This window comes from Calothrix sp. CCY 0018, assembly GCF_963920925.1.
Classification (GTDB): Bacteria; Cyanobacteriota; Cyanobacteriia; order Cyanobacteriales; family Nostocaceae; genus Rivularia.
This window is the reverse complement of record NZ_CAWUDI010000026.1, coordinates 52,454-77,419: the sequence shown is the minus strand read 5'-3', so window position 1 is coordinate 77,419 and position 24,966 is coordinate 52,454. Positions and strand designations below refer to the sequence as shown.

The window sequence follows — 24,966 nt, the reverse complement described above, 5'->3', positions numbered from 1 at the left end:
CAATAATTCTAAACTGAGTACTAATAAACAATCAATTTTTATTGATGCGATATTTAAGCATTTAATTAGTACCGATATCTACTAGCAACAAATTATACGAATAAATTTTGATTGTTGAAATTCATCGAATGGCATTTGACTTATTGCGCTGTTCCCAACTTTGCCACATTTGATTGTAAACTTGATTAACTACAGTATTTGCGGCATATGGAGATGCAGCTTGCACGCAAAATTCCATAGGATAATCTTCTGGATTTAATAAAACTCTGCGTAAAGCATCTGCTATGGAAACTGGATTTCGTTCTTCACAGACTAATCCACTTTCTGGAGTCAATAATTTTGGAGTTTCACCACATCTGGTAGTAACTACTGGTGTTCCGCAAGCAAGTGCTTCTAGCACTACTAAAGGTAAACCTTCGTATGCACTGCTAAGAACAAAAACACTGCTAATTTGATGGAACTGTGCCAATTCTTTTTGATTAAGAACACCAAGCATTGTCACACGTTCTGATAAACCCAAACGATTAATTTCTGCACGTACTTCTGTTGCTAATTCTCCATCGCCTGCTATCAACAAATGAACCGACAAGTCCTTAAGAGATGCAAATGCACGTAGTAAAAGGATTGGGTCTTTTTGGGGATGCAATCTACCAGCAAATAAAACAAAACTTGTTTCTTCTGCTAAACCCATGTTAACTGAAAGTTTAGTTTTTTGAGCAACTTGTTCTTCTTTAGTCAATGGGTAAAAAATTTCTGGATCGAATGAATTTTTGATATAAGTTACACGCTCTGCAATATTCGGATAGCGCTGTCGGAATAATTCTGCTGCATCAGTATTGCATGAAAGTATTTGGCTAAACTGCCCCACTAAAAGTTTTTCTAAGGCAAAATATGCTTGGGGAAATCTTCGCCACAAAATTGACTTTTGTTTATCCGCTGCTTTCATCTGCATCTGAATATCATTGTGAATAAACAGCATTTTCTCTCCCTGCCAATGCCGAGTAAATAGGGTTGGCTCCAGACGATGAAAATGCATAAAATCAGAGGCAAAGTTCCGTCCTATCAGTGCAGCAGTATATTTTACTGAAGTGGGAATTAGATTTCTATGGTTATCATTTTGTAAGTTAAACAAAGGTAAGAAACTGATTTCTTTACCTGCCAATTCAGTTTGAACCCACTTACCTACGGGCTGACTTGGATCGTCTCCCGTCCCTACCAGTCGCACCTCAAATTCACTAGGAGCATATTTAATAAATATTTTTATCAATGTCTGAATTCCTCCTATAGTCGGATTCCAAGGATTGAATTGATAAAAAATTGTTAGAGTAGGTTTTTGCACCAACAACTTGCTCCTTAACTTGCTTGAATGCTTGAAAGAAGTTTTTTTGAATCTGAAGTTTCCCTAATTGTTTAAGGAAGTAATTTTTAATTTCTTTTAGTTATCTATGGTAACTATCGAATAACTTTACCATGCTTAATACAAAGTAATATTATTTTCGGATGTTTTACCTAAACTTTACAATAGCTTTATAATTTATTTATAGTATGAACTTCTGTCTAATTAGATTTATATTTATCCTTAGCAAAAAAATCATTTTCACTACAATCTTTTCAGCAGTGAAGATGATTTTTTCGGTTTATTACTTATGAAGCAATTAGGAGGTTATTAACAGCTTGATGTTGCATTACTTCGATTTAGCTTCTAAACTTTCCAAACGACTTCTAAGTTGTTGATTTTGTTGCTTAAGCTGTTCTACTTCGGAGCGTAAATCACTTACGGCACTATTAGATGAAGTCTTCCGAACCAATTTGTCAACTTCTTCCTCAGCATAACGACGCACGCGCCCATCGGGAGTTTGTTCGGCTAAAGTACGTAAAATTCCAATAGCTTTTTTATTTTCCATTTGTCCGAGCGAGCTTGCTACAGCAATTTGAGTTAAAAAGAAAGTTTCTTGAGATATGTTGCTCAATCTTTCCAAAATTCTTTCTAAATTGAGGTTACTTTGCCCAACAGAGATTTTTCCTAAAGCACGAATTGCACCTAAACGCAGAGGTTGCGGAACGCCTAATTTGGTATAATCCAGGATTAAATTTAAAGCTTGTTCGCTGGTTTTTAATTCAGATAAACCTGCGATCGCGCCATTTCTGACAACTTCATTCCAGCCAGCTTTAGATTGCAAAATGTCTTCAAACAGCTTGATTACTTCTGCTTCATCGGGTTTGTCTTCTCCCACTGTGGCAGCAATCGAACCGATAGAAGCAACAGCAGCAGCTTCAACATAATAGCTATCATCTCCATTTTGAGACAATTTTTTCAAAGCTTCATAGCTAGAATTAGTTTTAATCGTACCAAGTGCTTGCGCTACAGCCTTACGCACGTAAGGGTTTTCATCTGAGAGATACTCAACTAAAATATCAAAAACTTGGTCTAACTTAACTTCCGCTAGCTGTTTGACTACCTCTACCCGTACACCCCAAAAATCATCATTTTTCAAAGATTCCGATAGTGCTTTCACAGCTTCTAAACTATTCTTCTTTGCTAAAGCTTGGGCTGCGTAAATCCGCGAAACGCAATTTGCATCGTGAAGTAACTGTGCTTTCAATTCGGGGATGGGATATTCTAAAGTAACTGTTTTTAGGTAGTGATTCCCTACATCAAAGCTGATAAAATCGGGCTTTTTCTCCAAGGGAAAGTAAAAGCTCTGCTCTTTTTCCGAAACCTTTACCGTAAAAACTTTCAATTCATGAGTTCGATCTATATAGCCCAAACCAATGGGAATTCTTAAATCGAAGAAACTTTCCTTATTTTTATCGTCCCCAGCTACTTGAGTTTGCTCCACCGTCACCTTCGCCAAATTCGCATCCCCATCCCAAGCATAAGTAACTTTAAAATCGGGATGTCCGCCACGATAAACGTATTGGTCAAAAATAAACGTTAAATTACGACCAGTAGCTTTTTCAATTGCTCGTAACAAATCTATAGTTTCTACAGTTTGATGGGCATTATTGTTAACAAACGTAGCAATAGCCAGCCAAAACAACTCTTCTCCCAACTGCGCCCTGATCATGTGATAAACGCACGAACCTTTTTCATAAATATGGCGATCGTATAGCTCGATAGCTTCCCGGTAAACGTGAGTTACCATCGGACGACGGTAGCGACTGCTATCTTCATTAATATAGCGTCGTGCTTGCTGCAAACGATAGTAATCTGCTGCTTGAGAACCATATTCGCGTTCCGTCCACATTACTTCAGAATAAGAAGCCATTCCCTCCTTAACCCAAGCATGGGACCAGTGTTTAATTACTACTAAATCGCCAAACCACTGATGTGCTAATTCATGCACAACCAAACTTTCGGCATTGCGGTTATCAACCGCTGCTTTTTCATCGAGCAGACATCTATCAGTTAACAGCGTAGTAGAAGTATTTTCCATGCCCCCAAAAATGAAATCATCAACGCAGACTTGCGCGTATTTAGGGAAAGCATAATTGTAAGAATATTTTTCGCTGAGAAACTCCATCATTTGAGGAGTTTTACCCATAGTACGTTTAGCATCTGCTTCCCGTCCTTTTTCTACGTAATAAGTAACGGGTTTATCATGCCATTGGTCGCTAATTTCAGCAAAATCACCTACAGCCAGAGTCATTAAATAAGTGGGATGAACCTGCTTTTGCAGCCAGTGATAGACAAGATTATCTTTATTTTTTCCATCTTCCTCGTTGTCTATCAATTCACCATTAGAAATAACCTTCAAAGGTTTAGGAACTTTTACCCGAATCTCCGAAGTAGATAATTGTCCGGGGTAATCAAAGCAAGGAAACCAAAATCGCGAATCTTCGTCTTCTCCTTGAGTCCAGACTTGAGTAGGTTTATCGGGATAATGTTCGTCCGGTTGAATAAAATAAATACCGCGAGTCGGTTTTTCCACCGAGTAAGCGATAATAATATCAAGTCGCCGATTAATTTGAGTTGGAGAATTAAGTTCGATATCTAGATGTTCGCCATCGTAATCAAACTTTTGTGAAATTTCTCCAATAAAAACCGACTCAATAGTTAAATTAACAGCATCCAAGTGTAAGCGTTCTACACCGTTACTTATCGGAGCCAAAGTTATTTTACAGGTGCCGCGAACAGTTTGGTTTGGGATATCCAAACTAAGATCCAGAAAAATATGCTTTACCTGTCCGGGTCTATCCGGATTGTACTGCGGTTTTGCACCTGGTGAAACAAAAGATTTTTGGCGCTGATTTTCGGTATCGAAATATGACTGCAACATCGATTTATTTTGACCTTGTAATTGGAAAAACTCTCAATTTAATTAATAAAAAATAACAATTTTTTGTGAACTTGCTTTATCAATAGCTACGGCACCTCAACGATAAACCGGGTTTCTTGCAAATAGCAGGCACGAGATAATAATGTTTTCAGTTTGGTGAAACCCAGTTTCTTTGTGCAATATGCGTGTTTACAAACCCCGTTTACTCTTAAGCGCATTACTTATTTTAATTCTCATCTGGTTTTTTCCGAGTAAAAATACTTTAAGCAAGATTTATATAGATTAGAATTGTTTGTCACCGTTACACTTTAGTCCTATAGAGGTGAAAAACATTTAAAGGTTTATAGTTGTTAATTTTATAGCTGTTAATGCATTATCTTATTGACGTAAGTTTTGTCAAATTTTAAACCCCATCCTATGTATAATTACTAGTTTTATCAGTAAATACCGATAATGTGTTATGTGGAATATGAAGTATAAAAGCTGAAGAAGAGAGTAGGGAGAGGGGGACAAGGGGATGGGGAGAAAAGGGGATGGGGGAAGAATAAATAACAATTACCCTTGGGGTTCAACACTTGCTACAAGTCGGGGAACCCGCCCAACGCAGTGTTTCACCAATTACCAATTACCCATGCCCAATGCCCAATGCCCAAATCCTAACTTTTTGATTTAATCGTTATCGTTATCGTTATATTAAAGAAAATACTGTAATGCCTAAACTTAAGCCTAAATTTTTAATTCCCGCGATTGCTGCTGCTGTAGTGGTTGTTGGCGGTATTGCTACTTATTTATATTTGAAAGGTGGCCCATCTGGAGGTATTTCTGATGCTGCTGCTAGCGCTAAACTAGTTCCAGATGATGCGATGATGGCAACTTATATTGCCACAGATCCCGCCATTTGGTCAAAGTTAGAACAATTTGGTACTCCCGAAGCACAAAAATTGGTAGCTGCGGGACTAAAAAACTTGAATGAAAATTTTTCCAGCGATGACAGCATTACTTACGATAAAGACTTAAAACCTTGGGTTGGTGGTGTCATGGTAGCCGTATTACCTCCACCAGCCGTTCAACCCGCCCAAAATAAGCCTCAATCATCACCAGAACCAAATATCCTAATGGTGGTAGGAATAAAAGATAAAGTAGAAGCTTTAAATTTCACCACCAAGCTTAAACAGCAGAAAAACGTCAAAATCAAAGAGATACAATATAAAGGTCAGAAAATTCAAGAAACTAAAGGTAAAGGAAGTCCTACATACAGCACCATATTAAATGATCGCGTATTATTTTCTCCTTCTCAGAATGCTGTAACGCAGGCGATCGACACTTATAAAGGAGAACCTTCATTTTTAACTAAAACAGGTGCCACTCAAGTTATCGGAAATAACCTTAATTTGGAGAACACCCTCGCACAGGTTTACGTACCCGATTATTCAAGTTTGGTAAAAGAGTTAATTGCTACCAATCCCCAAGCGCAACAGCTGCCGCCACAAACCTTAGAACAGTTGAAGCAGATAAAATCCGTTGTTGCCGGAATCGGCGTTGATGATTCGGGATTACGAGTCAAAGCAAACACCAACCTAGACGCGCAAAGAGTAAAATTTCAATACGAAAATACACCTGGTAAAGTATTATCCCAAGTCCCCCAAGATACAATAGCTTTAGTCAGTGGAGGAGGTATTAGTAAATGGTGGACAGTTTTTGCAGAACAAGCAAAAGACACCCCCGAACTTAACGTAGTACTTCAACAAGCACGCGGACAATTACAACAACTCAATATTGACTTAGATAAAGAGGTATTTGGCTGGATGGATGGCGAGTTTGGTATAGCCGCAATTCCTATAAATGAAGGATTATTAAAGCAAATTGGTTTCGGTGGTGCATTCCTATTTCACACCGGCGATCGCCAAACAGCAGAAGCCACATTTGATAAATTAGACAATCTTGCCAAAGGGCAATCAATCAAAATAGCTCAAAAAGACATCGACGGCAAAAAAATCACAGAATGGCAAATTCCCGGACAAGGTGCATTACTAGCTCACGGTTGGCTCTCGGACAATACAGCACTATTAGCCGTTGGCGGTTCCATAGCTGAAACGCTTGCTAAAAAAGAGTTTAAACCCCTCAACGACAGCCAAAGTTTCCAGGGAATAACAAGAACATTACCACAAGAAAACGGTGGTTACTTCTACCTAGACATGACTAAAGCCCTACCATTCGTCACTCGTTTTTCACCACAAACACCAGAAGCAACCGCTATCCTCAACTCAATTCGTGGAATCGGCGTTACCGCAACCAGCCCGTCGGATTCCCTAACCCAAATGGAAATGTTGCTAGCGTTAAAAAAGAACAGCGAACAGTAACCAGTAAGCAGTAACCAGTAAGCAGTTAAGAGTTAATTTTATCTACCCACTCTACCCCCTCTACTAGGCTGTTCACTTTGATAGGATTTTTCCGTTTTTTCTTCATACTACCTTCCCTCACCCCGCCCTTACGGGCACCCTTCTCCAGGAGAAGGGGAGAGGGGAAGGGGGAGAGGGCTTTATCTTTAATGCCAACAAGTTTTTTGGATGATTTTTAATCTCCTAAAAAAGCACAGAGTCAACACCCTACCACCTCTCCTTATCCTATGCCCAATTCCCAATTCCTATCTTCTGTTAAATATTCTTTTCAAATTAAAGCAAAATAGGATTCAAGGCTTATTATTCTTACAGGCAAATTTTTTCCTAATTCCAAAATCAACAACTTAATTAGTTAATATTACTGATGGTTATCGCTACAAAAAATACTACTCCATTCTCTACACGCTTGATAAATGGATTGCTGGGAATCAAGCCACTGTACGGAATCGCAAAGCATCAAGCCCGTCAAATGATGGTTAAACGCGGGGAAAGAATTGGTGTTCCCTGGAAAAAGCAAGTGGAAGAGATGAAAACAGTTGATTGGGAAAGTGAAATCAAAAAAGTAGAAAATCCCAGTCTTGCTTATCCCGACTATTACCTCACTTCATTCCACGCTTACGAACAAGGTAATCTTGGTTGGAAACCCGCGTTGGAATTAGAAGTTGCAGCTTTAACAGTTCACTCGACAATTTTTGATCAAGCTGGTGAATTAGCAGGAGATTCAAAACTACGCGCTTCTTATCACAATATCCTTGCTTCAGAAATTCCCGAACCACAAGATATTTTAGATATGGCTTGCGGTGTCGGTTTAAGTAGTTTTGCTCTACAAGAAATGTATCCCCAAGCCAAAGTTACGGGTTTAGATTTATCTCCCTATTTCCTATCGGTGGCTAATTATCGTTCGCAGCAGCGACAAGCTAATATTAACTGGGTTCACGCCGCAGCAGAATCTACAGGTTTACCGGATGCAACATTTGACTTAGTTTCAATTTATCTAACCTGTCATGAATTACCCCAGTCAGCAACTCGACAAATCTTTACAGAAGCAAGACGAGTATTGCGACAAGACGGTCATTTAGCAATAAAATGCATGAATCCCGAATCCGAAGCTTATCTAAAAATGCCACGTTATGTATTTACTTTACTCAAGAGTACCGAACCGTATTTAGATGATTACTTTACCTTAGACATCAAACAAGCCTTAATTGAAGCCGGTTTCCAAACTCCTACAATTACTCCCAGCAGCCCACGTCATCGGACTGTGGTAGCCAGAGTTGCGGATTAGAGTGATGGGGGGGGAGAGGGGGAGATGGGGAGACAAGGAGACAAGAAGATATTAATCCAAAATCCAAAATCTAAAATTTTCTAACTCCTAACTCCTAACTTTCCTACACTCCATGCCCAATCAGTAATTTACGTGCTAATGGTTTGGGGATAAAACTAATCAAGAATGCTGCGATCGTTCTTGGATTAAACTTTTGTTGAATCAAAGCACCTAGAAGTAAAGGTCTTGCTTCTGTTATGTTGTTGTTACGCAATAAACCAATGGCTAAAGTAGTCTGTGCGTGTAAGCATTGCTTGCGAAAGTAACTTTTAAATTCTTGTAACGCTTCATCTTCCATGAATTGACGAAAGCAGAAAATTGTCGCCTTTGCACCTCGGATTTTAGCTTTGGTATTTTTACCACCAATATTCATGGTTTCAGATAGTGCATGGACGCGATATTGACTCAATCTTTCTGGAGAATAATAAGCTCCACCACCATTGCGGCAAGCCATATAAGTTAAATATAAATCCCAAAAAGGTCCTGCTTGAGGGGAGAATTTGTCCCAATCAATAGCATCTTTCCGAATCACTGCTGCGACAGAGCTAGGTACGGCTTGATCGATCAATGCAATTTGATAAAAGGGTTGATAAACTCCTTCTTTTAATTGATTGCGCTTCCAGGCTTGAGTGCATTCCTCTGTGGCTGTTTCGTCAATATTACTATCATCATCTATTATGTAGTGGTCGCAAAAAGCCAATACCAAATTTTGATTATTCTCAAGCTGCGGAACTAGTTTTTCTAAAAAGTTTTCATTCCACACATCATCATCGTTCAAACTGGCAATATATTTTCCTTGTGCTTCTTTAACAGTAGTAATGATATTGCCTGCTACTCCCAAATTAGTTGAATTACGACGAAATCTAATTCTTGGGTCATCAAAAGATTCTACTATCTTCTGCGGGCTTTCTGGGCTGCAATCATCGGATACAATAATTTCAATATTTTTATAAGTTTGATTGAGAGCGCTTTGAATTGCTTGTTTTAAATAGATTGAGCGATTGTAAACCGGCAGAATCACGCTAACCAAAGCCTGTTGAGAATCCATTTGTAAGGACATAACTTGAACTTGAATTGCTAATTTTGAATAAGTGAATATTGATAGAAGAAGTTAATCAAAGCATATTGAAGATAAATCTCGGATATTTGTTCATGCCGAACAATAACTTCTACCTTAAAAAAACTTTGACTGAAAGCACCGTTAAAAATATTCAATACTAATATAAGTTGATAGTAAATTATCCCGTAAGAATCATGAGCAAAATTACTTATATCATATCGCTTGTTTTTAATTATAAATATTTAATTAACCAAGTAGTAACGTCTAAAGATATATTTTAAAATACTTTTATTTGAAGTTCAAAAAATATGTCAAAGTTAAAAATTTTAAACGGTCGCAATATATTTTCAAATCAACAATTTCAGTTTATGTAGAGAATTAAAATGTATTTTATTTAACAAAATAATCGGATAAAGTCGAGTATTGGGTTTACTATTATTTTACAGATGAAATCAAAGCAAAAAACCTAACAAGTAATAATAGTACTTATAAGAAACTTTTTAAGGCTCGATGTCCAAAAAATGACGAAGAAAGGCTGTAAAACCTTTCTTATGAGTAATTTACAACCGTGCTAAAACAGGTTTATCTTGTGTCATCATACTTAAGTTAGATTCTTGATTCTCACAGTAAATTTCACAGGAGTTATTCGGACTTTCGATAAGTTTAACTTTGGACAAATTTGCTCCTAATTCTGCGATCGGTTTACGCAGTAAATTACTGATATGCAGCGCTATATTTTCGGCCGTAGGAACTACTTCGGCAAAATAAGGAATATCTTTGTTGAGGAAAGTATGGTCGAATGATTCAATGACATAATCATCTATGACTTTATTCAAAGCACCTAAATCGACTAACATACCAGTACGCTCTGCAATTTCACCTTTAACGGTAATTTCCAAATGGTAATTATGTCCGTGTCCGTTAGGGCGAGCGCACTTACCATAAATCTCGAAGTTTTCCTCTTTACTCAGCTTTGGACTAGCTAATCTGTGAGCGGCGCTAAAGTGAGTACTTACAGTAAGGTAAGCTTCCATTGAATTTCCCATATAATCGGCCCAAAGTTGAGGATGTTCAAATAACTGCACGCGAACTATAGGTAAATAAGACGATAATCTTTTGTAGATAACCCGTGCAATATTTTCAGTTGTCGGTAAAATTTGCTGAAACTCTTCCCAAACATCGTTGAGATAGGAAAAGTCTAATTGACTGGTGACTTCCCGTTTTATTACCTGTTTAACGTCAGATAAATTGAGTACCATACCATATTCATTTAACTCCCCTTGAAGAGAGATAAATAAAACATAGTTATGTCCGTGCCCAGGAAAATTAGCACAAGCACCAAATTTTTCAATATTCGCCGCCATGCTTAATTCGGGGAACCAATACCGATGACTTGCCGAAAACTGAGCGCGGCGATTTACAATGCATTGCATGAGTATCTAGAAAACAGTATTTAAGATATCTTAACGTTTCACTGCTTCCAGCATAAACTAAATCTTGTATTAAGTACGTTTAAGGAATTGACTTCTCTCCTGACTAAAGTCGAGGAGATTCTAATAAGGATGCTCCATGAAGGGATAAATCCTCTTCACTACACTTTTTATCTTTATTAGCTGTCACCCAAAGATTTATTCGGGTGGGACTAGTCAAAACGCCCCTACACAGTTGGTCAAGGTTTAACTTTAACGTCCTGCTTACTTTGCGGATGATGTTGGCAGAAGCATTCGCATCCGCATTGATATAAAAATTATTTGATGTTCTATACAAACCACGCTTTGTTCTTTTTCCTGACGGCTTCCAATCACTGGGTTTCTCACCATATTTCGGCAGATAGTCGCCATCTAAAAACGATGAAAGGCTTGTATAAGATTCTTCAGTTTCTATAAATGTAATTCCATATTGTTCGCACAGTTGATATATTCTATCTTTGAGTCTAGCTGTAGGAATGGGGACAAATTCGGAATTATTCTTTTTACCCAATTTTATTTGATTTTTCTTTCCTGTACTCCAACCAAAAATAATAGTCCCTATGTTGTTTTCTAAGCAATGATTGATTACTATTTTCCCTGCTTTATTAATACCGTCACGCATTTGACGGTTGCGTTTTTCAGTTATAGCGGCTAATTTATGATTCCAAAAACCTTGGGGTTTATTATCTTTTATCGTCGATACTTTTTTGTTGTACCAACGATTCATAGATTTAACTTGCTTGCCATCAATAATAAAGCTGGTTCCAACATTAGATACACAAGTTAACCAATTGGTTAAACCTGGGTCTATTCCCAGCACATTATCTTGATTTAATTCAGTTTTATCTATTTCTTTTTTATAGACATACTCAATATAAAAACATTTGTTTCTAGGAAGTATTCTTAATTCTTTGATGTCCACAAAATTAATATTTGTTGGTATTGGTATATGAAAACTATCCATTCCAAACCAACATTTACAAGTATTACCCAACGGAACTCTTATTTGACCATCTTTTAATTTCAGTGCTTGTTTGGGATAACTAACTGTAGCCATACCTCTCTTTTTTCTATAGTTCGGTATTCGGGGTCTATTAGTTATTTTTCCTTCTTTGTATGCTTTGATTAAACCATAGAAAGATTTAAATGATTCAGCGACTGTTCTTAATATTTGTTGTGCTGCTTGCGAGTGCAATACTTGATAATGATTATTGTCTTTATATATCTTCTCTAAATCATATTTCCCAATTCCTTTTTTAGCTTTGAAATATAACTGTCTTGCATAGTATATTCCCATGTTTGTGAGTTTATGAGACTCTGAACATAAAAATTCTAATATTGCAACCAAGTCTTTATTTTGCTTTACTAAAACTTGCTGACATCCATACATTTGTTTTGCTATAAAACTAGATATATTGTACCATGTCATTGGATAGTTAAAACTATCATTTCTCGTTTTCATCCCTTGTTTAAAAACAAAGGGCTTTCAACTCGTTTTTCTGTAAGGAGTAATTGAGGTTAAAGGTTAATAGTTAAAATTCCCCTTGTCGCCCCATCTCCCCATCACCCTAATTTCACCGGAATCTGAATTACAAACTCCGTACCTTCACCTTGCGAAGAGAAACATTCTAAAGTACCATGATGAATTTCTGTAATAATCTGATAGCTAATTGAAAGCCCTAAACCAGTACCTTTCCCTTCTGGTTTAGTAGTAAAGAAAGCATTAAATAAGTTATTTCGCACTTCCTCAGACATTCCATAGCCATTATCAGCAATTATAATTTTTAGGCTATTATCATTGATTAATTGTGTGCTAATACGAATTTGAGGAATAAAAAATTCATTCTTTTTAGCTTTATCTTCAAATACGTCAATAGCATTTGCGAGCAAATTCATAAATACTTGATTAAGTTGTCCCGGAAAACATTCAATTTCAGGTAGCTCGCCGTACTCTTTAATAACTTCAATTTTGGGATGAACTTCGTTAGCTTTCAATCGATGAGATAAAATCATCAAAGTTGTATCAATTCCTTGATGAATATCGGCACTTTTTCTATATGTTGCGTCTTTACGTGAAAATTTACGTAGCGATTGCATAATGTCGCCGATTCGCTCAATCCCTAGATTCATTGAAACAATCATTTTTGGTAAATCTTCTAATATAAAATTTAAATCGATTGCTTGAATTTTATGTGTAATTTCTTCTGGTGTATTTGGCAAATATTTTTGATAAAGGTTTAATAAACTAATTAAGTCTTGTACGTAATTACCTGTATGTTCTAAATTACCACCGATGAAGCCGACAGGATTCTTTACTTCATGGGCAACACCAGCAACTAATTGCCCTAAAGATGAGATTTTCTCAGCCTGCATTAATTTGAATTGGGATATTTGTAGTTGACGATTCAAATTTCGTAATTTTAACTGTACGTTGACTCGCGCAACTACTTCCTCATGCTGAAATGGCTTAGTAATATAGTCTACGGCTCCAACTTTAAATCCTTTAATTTTATCTGCTGTATCTGCAAGAGCCGTCATGAAAATTACTGGAATATCCTTTGTTTTTTCATCCGCTTTCAACCGCATACAAGTTTCAAATCCATCCATCCCCGGCATCATAATATCTAATAAAATTAAGTCGGGAGAAATAGCTTTTAGTTCGTTCAACGCACTTTCACCATCACTAGCAACCGACACGCAATGTCCATGTACTTGCATCACATCAGATAAGATATTGAGGTTATCAATGTTATCATCAACAATTAAAATTAGGTTTTTTTGTATTTCCATTCTCTGGGCTTTGAATAACTTGATTGCGCTTGGAAGGAAAATGCCCCTTCTATCGAAGTATTTACTTAGATATAACAATTTTATAATTATTATTTGTCAAAAAAAAAGGCTTTAGCATCATTATTTTAAACAATTTTAGTCTAATCTCCTATTATCTTAATAATAAATAGATATGCTAGCCGGTTAATTTTCATTACTGCGAACAATCCAAGTCTGAAAAATATTTTTTGACAGCAAAAGCAGTTAGATTTTGAATACACCAATAATCCGATAGTTCTTAGAAAATAAATAATATTTTAATATGTAGCGAAAAACAAGTCTTTTCTTAAAAATTAAAGAATACTATCTTAACAAGACTTTTTCACTGAGACTAGCATCGAAATAAATTGGTTTTCTTTTTCAAAAATCTTGTTTATTATGTCCGTAAATTCAATTTCCCGCAAAAAATTACTGCTATTTATTTGTAAGCACCCATAGAATCTTGTGTTTCATAATATAATTGAGTCGCAATGCGAAACATTTCTTGTCCTGCGTGCAAGTAACTTTCATCAAAATTGAGAGGAAAATATTTTAACTCTCCTAAACCATCACTAATTTGACTCAAAGTGTAATAAAGATGAGCCGCAGCTCTGGCGAAGCTAGGAGGATTAGGAAAAGAATGAAAAGTAGTTTGTGCAAGCTTTAGCTCTTCCGTACAATTTTGTAAATAATCTCCAAACTCTTCTAACAACTCATCGTCAAATGGATCTGCTGCTAATTTTTCGATTTGTTCGTCTAACGAATCAAGAATACCGCATACAAAGCGATTAACTGGCTGATATACAAAGCGCAGCCATTCCTCAACCTGCTCGTCGGCATTTCGTCTCGTCTTGCGTCTCTTTTTCTCTTGTTGTTGCGCTGTTTGAGTCCGTTGTTGTCTTTTGCTATTCCTTTTCTCAAAGCTGTAATGCATTTGTCTGTCATAAGACTGACGACTTTGAGTATCGCTCAAAACTTCATAAGCAGCATTTATACGAATAATTTTTTCCCTATCTGTTGCTTGTTGATTCACGTCGGGATGAAACAACTTTACCAAGCGGCGATAAGCTTGTTTTATCTCCGCTTGGCTTGCATTCCTATCAATATTAAGAGTTTCGTAGTGATTAGATTTTGGCATTATTCCGATTTATCGTTAGTTGATGCTACTAACTGGCTTATCTTCCAAATCTTGGAACAGCGGCGTACTTAAATATCTTTCTCCGAAGCTGGGCTGAATCAATACAATTAAACGTTTTTCGTTTTCCTTACGTTTAGCAACTTGAATTGCCGCACATAAAGCCGCTCCCGTTGAAATACCCGACAATAATCCTTCTTCTCTAGCCAATCTTCGCCCGTAGGCGATCGCCTCACTATCGGTAACAGAAATTACTTCGTCAATTAATTCTACTTTTAGTATCTGAGGAACAAATCCCGCTCCAATTCCTTGGATTTTGTGATATCCAGGCCTTCCTCCCGACAACACGGGACTCGAAGCTGGTTCAACGGCGATCGCCTTAAAATCTGGTTTACGTGCTTTAATGACTTCGGCGATACCCGTTATTGTTCCCCCGGTTCCTATCCCAGCTACAACCATATCCACGTTACCGTCTGTATCCTGCCATATTTCTTCTGCGGTAGTATCTCTGTGTATTTTCGCATTTGCAGGGTTGCGAAACTGTTGCAACATATACGCGCCAGGTGTAGTATCAACAATTTTTTGGGCTTGTCGAATTGCTCCGCTCATGCCTTCAATACCCGGCGTTAACTGTAGTTCCGCCCCATAAGCTCGCAACATTGCCCTTCGTTCGCAACTCATCGTATCTGGCATTGTTAACACTAATTGATAACCTTTAGCCGCCGCTACCATCGCTAAGGCGATTCCTGTGTTTCCAGAAGTCGGTTCCACTAAAAGCGTTTTTCCAGGAGTAATCAAACCTTCTGCTTCGGCGGCATTAATCATATTAGCGCCAATTCGATCTTTTACCGATGCCGCAGGATTCATACTTTCCAACTTCATCGCAATATTCGCGACACAACCCTCGGCTTGCGGAATGCGATTGAGTTGTACTAAAGGAGTTCTACCAACAAGTTCTGTAATATTACGAGCAATACGCATTTTTTTTATAGGGAATAGGGAGTAGGGAGTAAGGTAATTGGTAATTAGTAATTTGGCATTGGGAACAAGCTGTCTCGCCTGTCCTACAAGAATTATATTTTTGAATTGTATGTGAATCAAATGCTTATATATATCTTATGAATAGCCAACCTAATCATCAACTTATAACCAAATGTTAAATAATTAATTTAATATACCTTGCTCCATGCCCAATGCCCAATTCCCATCAAATGTAATACATAATATCCAAATGCTTGTGGGAGTCTCGCTTTTCACACAAATCTAAAAGCGTATATTTTTGTAATACCGAATTAGCAGCTTGACGTGCTTCTTCCCAAATATCTTCTACAACAGCACTATCTGAAGTTTTAGTACTGTCTTCTTCACAATTTTGTAATTTGTCAAGCCCTTCCACACATACAAAAACATCAAATAAAGTAATTTTCCAAGGTTCTCGCGTCAAGAAATAGCCACCTTTAGAACCACGTTGACTTTTAACAAGTCCACCACGTCTCAACGTTGCCAGCAGTTGTTCTAAATAACGGTCGGGTATATTTTGTTTAGCTGCAATTTGCCGAATTTGCAATGGCTCCCCTTTTTGGTAATGGGTTGCTAATTCCAATAACGCCAAAATTGCATATTCTGATTTACACGATAGTTCCACAAGCTGTTTTGATAAAAGTTAAGGATTAGGAGTTTGGAGTTTGGAGTTTGGAGTTTGGAGTTGTGATATTAAAGGTTTCAAAAATATTTCTTTATCTTGTTTCTAGTACTCCACCACATTAATTTTGTGGGGTAATCATTTGTTCGTAGTAGCGCTACTCTATCTCCCGGAGGGAGACGCTTCGCTAACGAGAAAACTTCGTTTACAGCGCATCCGAATTCCGGAATCCGGAGGCGTTCGCCGTCAGGCGTGCCATAGGCTAGACGGCGCTACTACGAACCTAGCAGAATTATTGACACTGCCAGCGACCAAGGCGATCGCACTACTTACCAATGTCAGATTCAAATTGACACAACTCCTAACTCCTAACCCATCATTCCTAACTTTCTTTAGTATACTCCGGTTCTCCACTGGGGTTTGCTGCTTTCTCTTTACAAATAAATTGCTCCCCATTAATTAACAGGGAGCAACTTATATCAAACTGTTAGATTTTCGTTAGTTCTCTAGAACGTAAAGGTTGTTCTGAGAGTACCGATGAACGTATCATCGCTATCATCATTCTGTCCAGAAGAGGTCTGATAAATAACGCCCGGAGTGATGGAAACATTATCGTTGACGCGATACTTGTAGAATCCTTCGATGTGGTAAGGAATATCAGCATCATTACGACCATCAGTAGCTAAGCCTCTATTTAAAGAGTAAGGTTGAGCACCAGCGAAGACACCTAAAACATTACCTCTACCACCGAAGTCAGGTAAAGCTATACCAGCACCCCAACTCCAAGCTTCAAAGTCATCGTCAGCGCCAAAGCCTGTAACGTCGTGGTAAGAAACAAAACCACTAATTGAGAACTTATCGCTTGGTCTAATTGCTGCTGCTAAACCGTAGGAGTTACTTGAAGACGGATTTTCAATCAAGTTTGCTTGTGTGGTACCAACTACAGGAGTAGGAATAACTGAACCATCTGCTCTTGTTGTTGTACCTCCAAATCCACCAGCATCAAACAAGGTACTACCTGCACCATGATAGCCATGAACGTAGGTTGCAGCTAATGCAATGCGGTTACTAACGTTAAAGTTCAACTGTCCCAGAGCGGCATAGTTACCGTTGAATATACCAGAACCAATTCCTGGATTGCTAGGTTCTGAACCCAAGTAACCAACTGTTAAAGAACTTGGTCTGAGAATACTGTTACCTGCACCAAATTTGATATTCAGCGCCGCACCTGCACCACCACCGATACGATAGATGGGACTTTCGGAAGCGAAGGTAGACAAGGCACCATTACCACCGTCGTAATCCTCGAAGTAAGGATTAACTGTAGCAGCATAATCGCTATGAATACCGCCGGTAGCAGAAACATAAAGTTGTGCAGGACCGAGGTTGGTATAGTAAGCTAACCAGTCTAAATAAACGTCATTGCTATTAGTTGGATCGCCAGTTAAGTTAAAGGTTTGGAAGTTCTCACCGCTAACATCGGCAATTCCATCTCCATCAACATCTGTTCCAGTATTCAAACGCTGAGCGTTACCAGTCGCTAAACGGGTATGCAAAACATCTTTACCAGTGAAGCTGGTTTGCAAGTCCAAGCGAATTCTGTTTTGGAAGACGGTATTGTTAAGGTCGTCAGCAGTGTCACCAAAACCATCGGTTAGGGCGAAAATCGCTTCACCAACTAGTTTGGTTGTTGTAGAAAATTGATTCGCTTCGATTTCAGCGGTACGCGCTTCTAAAGCATCTACTCGTCCGCGTAAAGTAGCTAGTTCAGCAGAAAATTCTTCCTGCAAACGCTGTAAAGTTGCTAAATCTTCTCTGGTAACAATATCAGCAGTAGCAGTTGCTATTAATTCGTTAACTCTATCCAAACAAGCATTCAAACCTGCTGCAAATTCATAACGAGTTAAAGCACGGTTTCCACGATAGGTACCGTTAGGATAACCAGCTATACAGCCATAACGCTCAACCAATGATTGCAAAGCTTGGAAAGCCCAATCGGTTGGCTGTACGTCGGAAAACTGAGAAACGGAAGTTACCTGAGATTGACTTCCATTCTCTTGTCCTTCACTACTGTACTGGTTTACTTCTTGTAAAACGTTGTCTTCAGTTTGTTGAGCTTGAGCCAACGTTTGTGTTTCTTGAGATTCTAAAGAAGCTGAAAATACAGATGGAGTTTCAGTTCCCGACTTTTCGAATTGAGATACTTCAGTACTAACAGCTTCAGATTCAGTAGTACTGGGAGCCGCGATCGCAGTTGTTGAAACTAACAATGAAGCTCCGAAAACGGCCTGACTTAACGCCAAGGATTTCCACAAAAAATTAGACATTATTCCTCTTCTCCTCACACCTTACACGGATAATCTACTTTGCTGCAAATTTGATCGTTAATCCACTTAGATAGTGAAACTTGTTTAGGAGGCACAATCACCCCACACACAATTTTAATTATTGCTAAGCTAATAACCGACTAAATTTAAATAAAGATCGATGTAATTAACTTATGCAAAAACATATCCTTTATAGCCTTTAATTATAAGACAAGTAAAATAGAACGCAATCATATGGTCAGATTGTTAACTGTCACACAATTGAGATAAAAAAGTAAAAGCTGATGATAAACAACTTTATCTGTTTTACTTCAAGTCTTACTTGATGTTTTACACTACCTTTGCTCGCAACCTCCGAGTTAATTCTAAAATTATTGAAAAGTTCACATTAAAATTAACTTAACTTATTCTTAACGACATCTTACTTTAGGATGGATAATTCTGCACTTAAACGAAGTAATTTTTTTCTGATTTAGGTAGAGGTAGTAACTATAAAGGGGAAGAGTTGATTTGTCAATACTCAAGTTAGTGAGACGCTTGTATAAGCACATTATTTTAGTCAAAGTATCAATAAAATGAATACCATCCGACGCATATTAATTTATACTCTAAATGTTTATATCTTAAACAAAAATTAATATTTATTCGGGTACCTGCATGGGGTCACAGAGACTAAGACGGTTGCGATTAGCTTTCCAAGTTAAAGGTACAGTTATTACAACAATTTACTACCGAGTTATATTTTTTGGATTATTTGGTAGCTTTGTTTCTCTACTTTATTATTTTAATTTTCCTGTATCCCAACCTATTTTAGGTAGCGTTATCCCTAGCATTGTACTAGGTTTATTACTTGTGTTTCGCACGAATACAGCTTATGACCGTTTTTGGGAAGGTAGAAAAGCATGGGGGGATATTGTCAATAATGTCAGAAATTTGGCGCGATTAATCTTGGTATCTGTAGATGAAAAATTTTCGGAAGATAGAAAAGAGAAAGTTGCAGCATTGCGTTTACTAGTTGCTTTCGCAGTGGCAACTAAATTACACTTACGTTCTTTACCTGTAAATAGTGAATTAGAAGAGTTAATGCTCGAATCAAAATACATGACATTGCTAACTATGAATCATCCTCCTCTAGAAATAGCTTTTTGGATAGGAGATTATTTACAACAGCAGTGTAATCGCGATCGCCTAAATAATTATCAGTTAATCACGATGCAAGAATTAATCAATAGCATGGTAGATAATTTAGGAGCGTGCGAGCGTATTTTAAAAACGCCTATACCTTTGGCTTATACGATACATTTGAAACAGTTGTTAATACTCTATTGCTTGCTACTACCTTTTCAATTGGTGGAGAATCTTGGATGGGCAACTGGTGCGATTACTGGGGTAATTAGCTTTACCCTATTTGGTATCGAAGCAATTGGACTAGAAATTGAAAATCCCTTCGGTTTTGATAATAACGATTTACCGTTAGACGCGATTTGCGATACGATGAAGCGAAATATTGAAGATTTAATTAGTTTAAGACCAACATTCGATGCGAACAAAATTCAATAGATATTCTTGTGCCGTTGGAACATTACCTATTTGAATGAGAGGGGGAAGAGTGGGGAGAGCAAAAGGAATTTTTATAAGTAATCGCAGCTATCAGGAGGGAGTAATTTAGAAAAATTGAAAAAAAAGGCAATAGGGAACGCTAAACCTGAGATTAACCAAAAACAAATAATTCGGGTTTTTCAGTCTCTTCAAGCCTTAAAAGATATTTAAAAAGTTTAACTTAATAGTTCGCTTGTTGGTTAAAATCGCTGCTACAGAATCAAAATCAACCGTGAGATTTTATTAAAAGTACCCATAAAAAACTATCCGCTCTTAGTTAAGCCAGATGACTTAATCTAAGAGCGGTCTAGTTGGGTCTTCAAATTGTAACCTGACTGCCGGAAGGAACTCCAATTCAGCCTTGTCGCTTAAGATAAATTAGCCTTTAAAAAGACTAAAGTAACTCTTAGAGCACAGCTCCGGCGCACAGCCGGTTTGCTACAACTTGACGACCCATGCGTATACTACTTTCTATCATGGGCATCACCTCCTTGTTGCCTAAGCGGCTTTTAATCTCAAAAGAGTCAGAGCAATTTGCCCTTTCTTTGTATGCTACTACTATAGCATGACTTTAAACAAAATATCCACAATAATGTCTATTTTTTCGATTTTAGATTGCAATTAGTTTTTCAGAATCAAAATCTAAAATAAAAATCCCCGCCATTTGACGGGGATGAAATCAGTTTCTTGCTTCTCTTTTAGCTGAGAATCAAGATTTTATGAAATCTGAAATCTGAAATCAAAATTACAGTGCGTTACCACGAGGTAGAACTTCCTCTGGGAATACAAACTGCTCGTGTGGCTGGTCTTGAGGAGCCATCCATGCACGGATACCTTCGTTTAACAAGATATTCTTAGTGTAGAAAGTTTCAAATTCTGGATCTTCTGCCGCTCTCAATTCTTGAGATACGAAGTCATAAGCACGTAGGTTCAGCGCTAAGCCTACTACACCTACTGCGCTCATCCATAACCCGGTAACTGGTACGAACAACATAAAGAAGTGCAACCAGCGTTTGTTGGAGAATGCAATACCGAAAATCTGTGACCAGAAACGGTTTGCTGTCACCATTGAATAAGTTTCTTCTGCTTGGGTTGGTTCAAATGCACGGAATGTGTTGGAACCGTCACCGTCTTCAAACAAGGTGTTTTCTACGGTTGCACCGTGAATTGCACACAACAGCGCACCACCCAATACTCCTGCTACTCCCATCATATGGAAGGGGTTCAAAGTCCAGTTATGGAAACCTTGGAAGAATAGTAAGAAACGGAAGATTGCTGCTACACCAAAGCTAGGTGCGAAGAACCAAGAAGATTGACCCAAGGGGTACATCAAAAATACGCTGACGAATACTGCGATAGGTGCAGAAAACGCGATCGCATTATAAGGACGAATTCCCACCAAACGGGAAATTTCAAATTGACGCAACATGAAGCCAATCAAACCGAAAGCTCCGTGTAACGCAACAAACGTCCACAATCCGCCCAACTGACACCAACGGGTGAAGTCACCTTGAGCTTCAGGGCCCCACAAAAGCAATAGGGAATGTCCCATGCTGTCTGCGGGTGTGGATACTGCCACGGTCAAGAAGTTACAACCTTCTAAGTAAGAAGATGCCAAACCGTGGGTATACCAGGAAGATACAAAGGTTGTACCTGTGAGCCATCCACCTAGAGCCATGTAGGCACAGGGGAAAAGCAATAGACCCGACCAACCGATGAAAACGAATCTGTCTCGTTTTAACCAGTCATCGAGTACGTCAAACCAGCCTCTAGTGCTAGGGGCGCGTCCAACTGCGATGGTCATGAGATCAAATCTCCAAATAGTTATAATTACAGTTTTTTTTTCAAATTTGAGGTTGGCATCTCATTGCCGTCCTCAAGCAGAAAAGCAACTAGATTGTCAATCTAGTTTACAAATTTTTACTGTCTCTAATCTTATTGTATAGAAAAATAGGTAATTTTTCCAGTGGGTTTTAAAAAAAACTGATTTTTTTTTGCGACTGTACCTGAATGCTTGGGTATGCGAAGAGTCCTATATCAGGTAATAGTTACAGGTTGCGAATAGTTAATATTTTTTTTAGATTTAGTAATTTTTCATTCTCATAATTCAGTTCGGGCTGTTAATGTAGTGCTGACGCTAAAATTAGACAAAACAGTTAATTTTAATTAAGGTTCCATGTTTACTATCGATTTAACAGTAAGAAATACAGCTTTCCCCGCATCCGTTGAGCGCAAGACTCAAGAAGATGCTGAAGCTATCTATCAGCTAGTTTTATCCGCAATGCGTTCTGGTAATCCAGATATTATTGAGCTTGAGTCTGAAGGTAAGGTAGAGAAAAAAATCGCGATTCGTGCTACTGAAATTTCTGGTATTCAGATAACTCAGAGAGAAGGTGCAGCTGGTGGAGGTGGTAAAACTCCTGGTTTCTTTGCTTTAACTTCGGAATAAAACATTGGTGGAACACAAAACGAGTGAACCGGGAATCTCAGTAAAAGATTTAAACTTTGATTGGCCCTCAGGAGTGCAAGTAATCAAATCTTGCTCTTTAGAAGTACCTAGAGGTGAATTTTGGATGCTCTTAGGTACAAACGGTAGTGGGAAATCGACTTTACTTAGACTGCTCGCGGGGCTATTAACTCCTAAAAGTGGCGAAATAGGAGTTTTACACCCAGTTGGTTTTGTATTCCAAAATCCCGATCATCAATTAGTAATGCCTACTGTTGGTGCTGACGTGGCTTTTGGATTAGTACAAGAACAATTACCGCAAAAGCAAGTTAGAGAAAGAGTAGAAGAAGCACTAAGCGCAGTCAACTTACTTTCACTGCAACGTCGTCCTATCTATGCTTTAAGTGGGGGACAAAAACAACGAGTAGCCATTGCCGGTGCGATCGCCCGTCGTTGTGCTTTGTTATTGTTAGATGAACCCACTGCCTTACTCGATCCAGATAGCCAATTAGAATTAGTGGCTGGTGTGCATCGTTTGGTAAAAAGTCGAGGTATTACAGCCCTTTGGGTGACTCATCGTTTAGATGAATTAAATTACTGCGACGGTGCTTTCCTACTTGAGCAAGGAGTTTTAATAGATAAAGGAGAGCCTGCTCGTCTCAAACAAGTTTTAATGGAATTGCAAGGAGGAAATTAAGATTATTTTTCTTTCTTAATGTCTTCTATCTCAAGTAGTAATTATTTACTATCTATCAAATATTTTAGCGCGTCTACTAATAATAGGCGCGTTTATTTTATTTGGTTTTATCCAGCTTTTAGCTTTTAACGGGTTTAATACCGAAGCCGTCAATTGGCGAGCTTTGCGTCTTGTTAGGGTTTAAATCCCCATCTAATTGCTAACGTGGAGCGGTGGAGCTTTTATTTTATTTGATTTTCTGCCCTATCTGATGATTTTTGCGAAAGTAAACAAAAGAGCAATCCAAATTAGTCAATCAAAAATATCAAATCGAATGACCTTTATTTGGTAAGGGTTTCGTAGTATTGCTGGGATTTTATGCTTATGTAACATAGTGTTACAAGTAATGCTTGAACTACTATAAGAGTTATGAATGAAAATTGTAAAATCTAGAATACTGTGATTCAAAACCATGTCCCCTTCATTTACCCCAGCCGTTTTACTCGTAGACGGTTATAACATCATTGGCGCTTGGTCTTGTTTAAAGAAGACTTGCGATAACTTTGGACTAGAAACTGCACGTAATGAGTTGCTTGAAGCCCTCGTGGGTTACAGTGCATTTACGGGTCATCAAACCCAAGTAGTGTTCGATGCCCATTTTCAAAAGAATGGCAGCAATGAAGAAGTTGTGACCAAACTTGTCTCGGCTTTTTATACAGATTTCGGGCAAACGGCAGACACTTACATTGAAAAACTTTGCGCGTCATTGCGTCAGAAAGTACGAGAGCGTTTATTATCGCGAGTAGTTGTAGCCACTTCAGACCGGGCGCAACAGTTAACGGTACAGGGGTATGGAGCGGAGTGGATATCTGCACAACAACTCTGTTACGAAATAGAAGCCACCGTTTGTAGAACGCGACAAAAGTACAAATCGCGTAAAAAGACCAACGGTAGATTCTTAGCTAACTCTATTGATGCTAAATCGCGTCAAAAGCTAGCTGAATTGCGAATGGGTTTGAAATAGATACCTATAGGAAACCCCAAGGGCATCTACTAACTACAGAGCCAACGAGCGTTGGTACGAATGTATTGCTAAAAGGGCTGTCAAAAACTTTAAAAAAAGTTTGTAAAAGTACTTGCCAAATTTTCTTTTTAGCTTTACTATTAGTAATCGTAGTCCTCAGTAGCTCAGTGGTAGAGCGGTCGGCTGTTAACCGATTGGTCGCAAGTTCGAATCTTGCCTGGGGAGTTTAAAATTTATTTATTGTTTAATGCTTATAGGTAGTTGGCATTATAAGTAAATAAATGGACTTAGGTAGCCGCAACGAAGCGTGCAGCACTAGGCTGTTGATTTTGTGTCCTTTTAAGGGATAAAAAATCATGCAAAAAATGTATGTGTTTGCCCCTTATATATTGCCCTCTCCCCCTTCCCCTCTCCCAAATTTGCGAGAGGGGTGCCCGTTAGGGCGGGGTAAGGGAGAAAGATTATGGTTGTTACCGACATAAAAGTTGTATGAACTTTAAGCATAGAAATCCCTCCAAAGTCAACACCCTAGTGCAGCACTTCCCGTAAGGCAGATAAAATTGTGGATATTCTCGGCATTAAGATCCTCCAATACCCCGCTAATTTGGGGGCTTATTGTAAATCCTACAGATAACAATTGTGGATTTGGCGAAAACCGCTATATTTATCGAATTGGAGCGCTTCTATAGAAATCCCGGAATTAATAAAATTCTTAAGTCAAGAATTACAGCACTTTGCAGTTAAATCAGGTACAACCTCATATCATAAAACTCTTGT

General features: G+C 38.2%; 17 protein-coding genes and 1 tRNA gene. 7 read left to right on the top strand and 11 right to left on the bottom strand.

From position 1 onward, the window contains the following. Positions 1-121: 121 nt before the first annotated feature. Complete coding sequence (locus ACM03V_RS19345) at positions 122-1,339, bottom strand: glycosyltransferase (RefSeq protein WP_414622425.1); 1,218 nt, start codon at positions 1,337-1,339, stop codon at positions 122-124. Positions 1,340-1,685: 346 nt separating this feature from the next. Continuing rightward, a complete protein-coding gene (locus ACM03V_RS19340; RefSeq protein ID WP_414622424.1) occupies positions 1,686-4,280 on the bottom strand; it encodes a M1 family aminopeptidase in 2,595 nt (864 codons plus the stop codon). A gap of 710 nt (positions 4,281-4,990) precedes the next feature. Here ACM03V_RS19340 and ACM03V_RS19335 point away from each other — a divergent pair. Next, positions 4,991-6,640 carry a DUF3352 domain-containing protein gene (locus tag ACM03V_RS19335; protein ID WP_414622423.1) on the top strand — a complete coding sequence of 550 codons (1,650 nt, stop codon included), beginning with the start codon at positions 4,991-4,993 and terminating at the stop codon, positions 6,638-6,640. 403 nt (positions 6,641-7,043) lie between these two features. Beyond that, entirely contained in the window at positions 7,044-7,964 is a 921-nt protein-coding gene (locus ACM03V_RS19330; protein ID WP_414622422.1) for a class I SAM-dependent methyltransferase, read from the top strand. A gap of 103 nt (positions 7,965-8,067) precedes the next feature. Here ACM03V_RS19330 and ACM03V_RS19325 read toward each other — a convergent pair whose 3' ends face one another. The 8 genes from ACM03V_RS19325 to ACM03V_RS19290 all read right to left on the bottom strand — a co-directional run bounded on the left by ACM03V_RS19325 (position 8,068) and on the right by ACM03V_RS19290 (position 18,444). Beyond that, entirely contained in the window at positions 8,068-9,063 is a 996-nt protein-coding gene (locus tag ACM03V_RS19325) for a glycosyltransferase family 2 protein (RefSeq protein WP_414622421.1), read from the bottom strand. A gap of 560 nt (positions 9,064-9,623) precedes the next feature. After that, positions 9,624-10,496 (bottom strand): 6-carboxytetrahydropterin synthase, encoded by an 873-nt coding sequence (locus ACM03V_RS19320; RefSeq protein ID WP_414622420.1) that lies wholly within the window; start codon positions 10,494-10,496, stop codon positions 9,624-9,626. Positions 10,497-10,599: 103 nt separating this feature from the next. Next, positions 10,600-11,961, bottom strand: coding sequence for an RNA-guided endonuclease InsQ/TnpB family protein (locus ACM03V_RS19315; protein WP_414622419.1), 1,362 nt, complete (start codon positions 11,959-11,961; stop codon positions 10,600-10,602). 134 nt (positions 11,962-12,095) lie between these two features. Beyond that, positions 12,096-13,322 carry a sensor histidine kinase gene (locus ACM03V_RS19310; protein ID WP_414622418.1) on the bottom strand — a complete coding sequence of 409 codons (1,227 nt, stop codon included), beginning with the start codon at positions 13,320-13,322 and terminating at the stop codon, positions 12,096-12,098. 457 nt (positions 13,323-13,779) lie between these two features. Then, a complete protein-coding gene (locus tag ACM03V_RS19305; RefSeq protein ID WP_414622417.1) occupies positions 13,780-14,478 on the bottom strand; it encodes a DnaJ domain-containing protein in 699 nt (232 codons plus the stop codon). 15 nt (positions 14,479-14,493) lie between these two features. Next, the gene (gene cysK, locus ACM03V_RS19300) at positions 14,494-15,456 is read right to left on the bottom strand and encodes a cysteine synthase A (RefSeq protein WP_414622416.1); all 963 of its coding nucleotides are present in this window, start codon (positions 15,454-15,456) and stop codon (positions 14,494-14,496) included. A gap of 226 nt (positions 15,457-15,682) precedes the next feature. Next, entirely contained in the window at positions 15,683-16,120 is a 438-nt protein-coding gene (locus ACM03V_RS19295; protein ID WP_414622415.1) for an RrF2 family transcriptional regulator, read from the bottom strand. Positions 16,121-16,623: 503 nt separating this feature from the next. Beyond that, positions 16,624-18,444 carry an iron uptake porin gene (locus ACM03V_RS19290; RefSeq protein WP_414622414.1) on the bottom strand — a complete coding sequence of 607 codons (1,821 nt, stop codon included), beginning with the start codon at positions 18,442-18,444 and terminating at the stop codon, positions 16,624-16,626. Between the two features lie 657 nt (positions 18,445-19,101). Here ACM03V_RS19290 and ACM03V_RS19285 point away from each other — a divergent pair. After that, complete coding sequence (locus tag ACM03V_RS19285) at positions 19,102-20,004, top strand: bestrophin family protein (RefSeq protein WP_414622413.1); 903 nt, start codon at positions 19,102-19,104, stop codon at positions 20,002-20,004. 784 nt (positions 20,005-20,788) lie between these two features. Here ACM03V_RS19285 and psbD read toward each other — a convergent pair. Further along, entirely contained in the window at positions 20,789-21,847 is a 1,059-nt protein-coding gene (gene psbD, locus ACM03V_RS19280; RefSeq protein ID WP_414622412.1) for a photosystem II D2 protein (photosystem q(a) protein), read from the bottom strand. 372 nt (positions 21,848-22,219) lie between these two features. On the opposite strand from psbD, the gene ACM03V_RS19275 reads away from it, so the two are divergent. The 4 genes from ACM03V_RS19275 to ACM03V_RS19260 all read left to right on the top strand — a co-directional run bounded on the left by ACM03V_RS19275 (position 22,220) and on the right by ACM03V_RS19260 (position 24,414). Continuing rightward, the gene (locus tag ACM03V_RS19275; RefSeq protein ID WP_414622411.1) at positions 22,220-22,492 is read left to right on the top strand and encodes a hypothetical protein; all 273 of its coding nucleotides are present in this window, start codon (positions 22,220-22,222) and stop codon (positions 22,490-22,492) included. A 7-nt stretch (positions 22,493-22,499) separates the two neighbouring features. Further along, positions 22,500-23,186, top strand: a complete 687-nt coding sequence (locus ACM03V_RS19270; RefSeq protein WP_414622459.1) for an ABC transporter ATP-binding protein — start codon at positions 22,500-22,502, stop codon at positions 23,184-23,186. Between the two features lie 451 nt (positions 23,187-23,637). Beyond that, positions 23,638-24,189, top strand: coding sequence for an NYN domain-containing protein (locus ACM03V_RS19265; protein WP_414622410.1), 552 nt, complete (start codon positions 23,638-23,640; stop codon positions 24,187-24,189). A gap of 153 nt (positions 24,190-24,342) precedes the next feature. Beyond that, a tRNA-Asn gene (locus ACM03V_RS19260) sits at positions 24,343-24,414 on the top strand. The last annotated feature ends 552 nt before the right edge of the window (positions 24,415-24,966 follow it).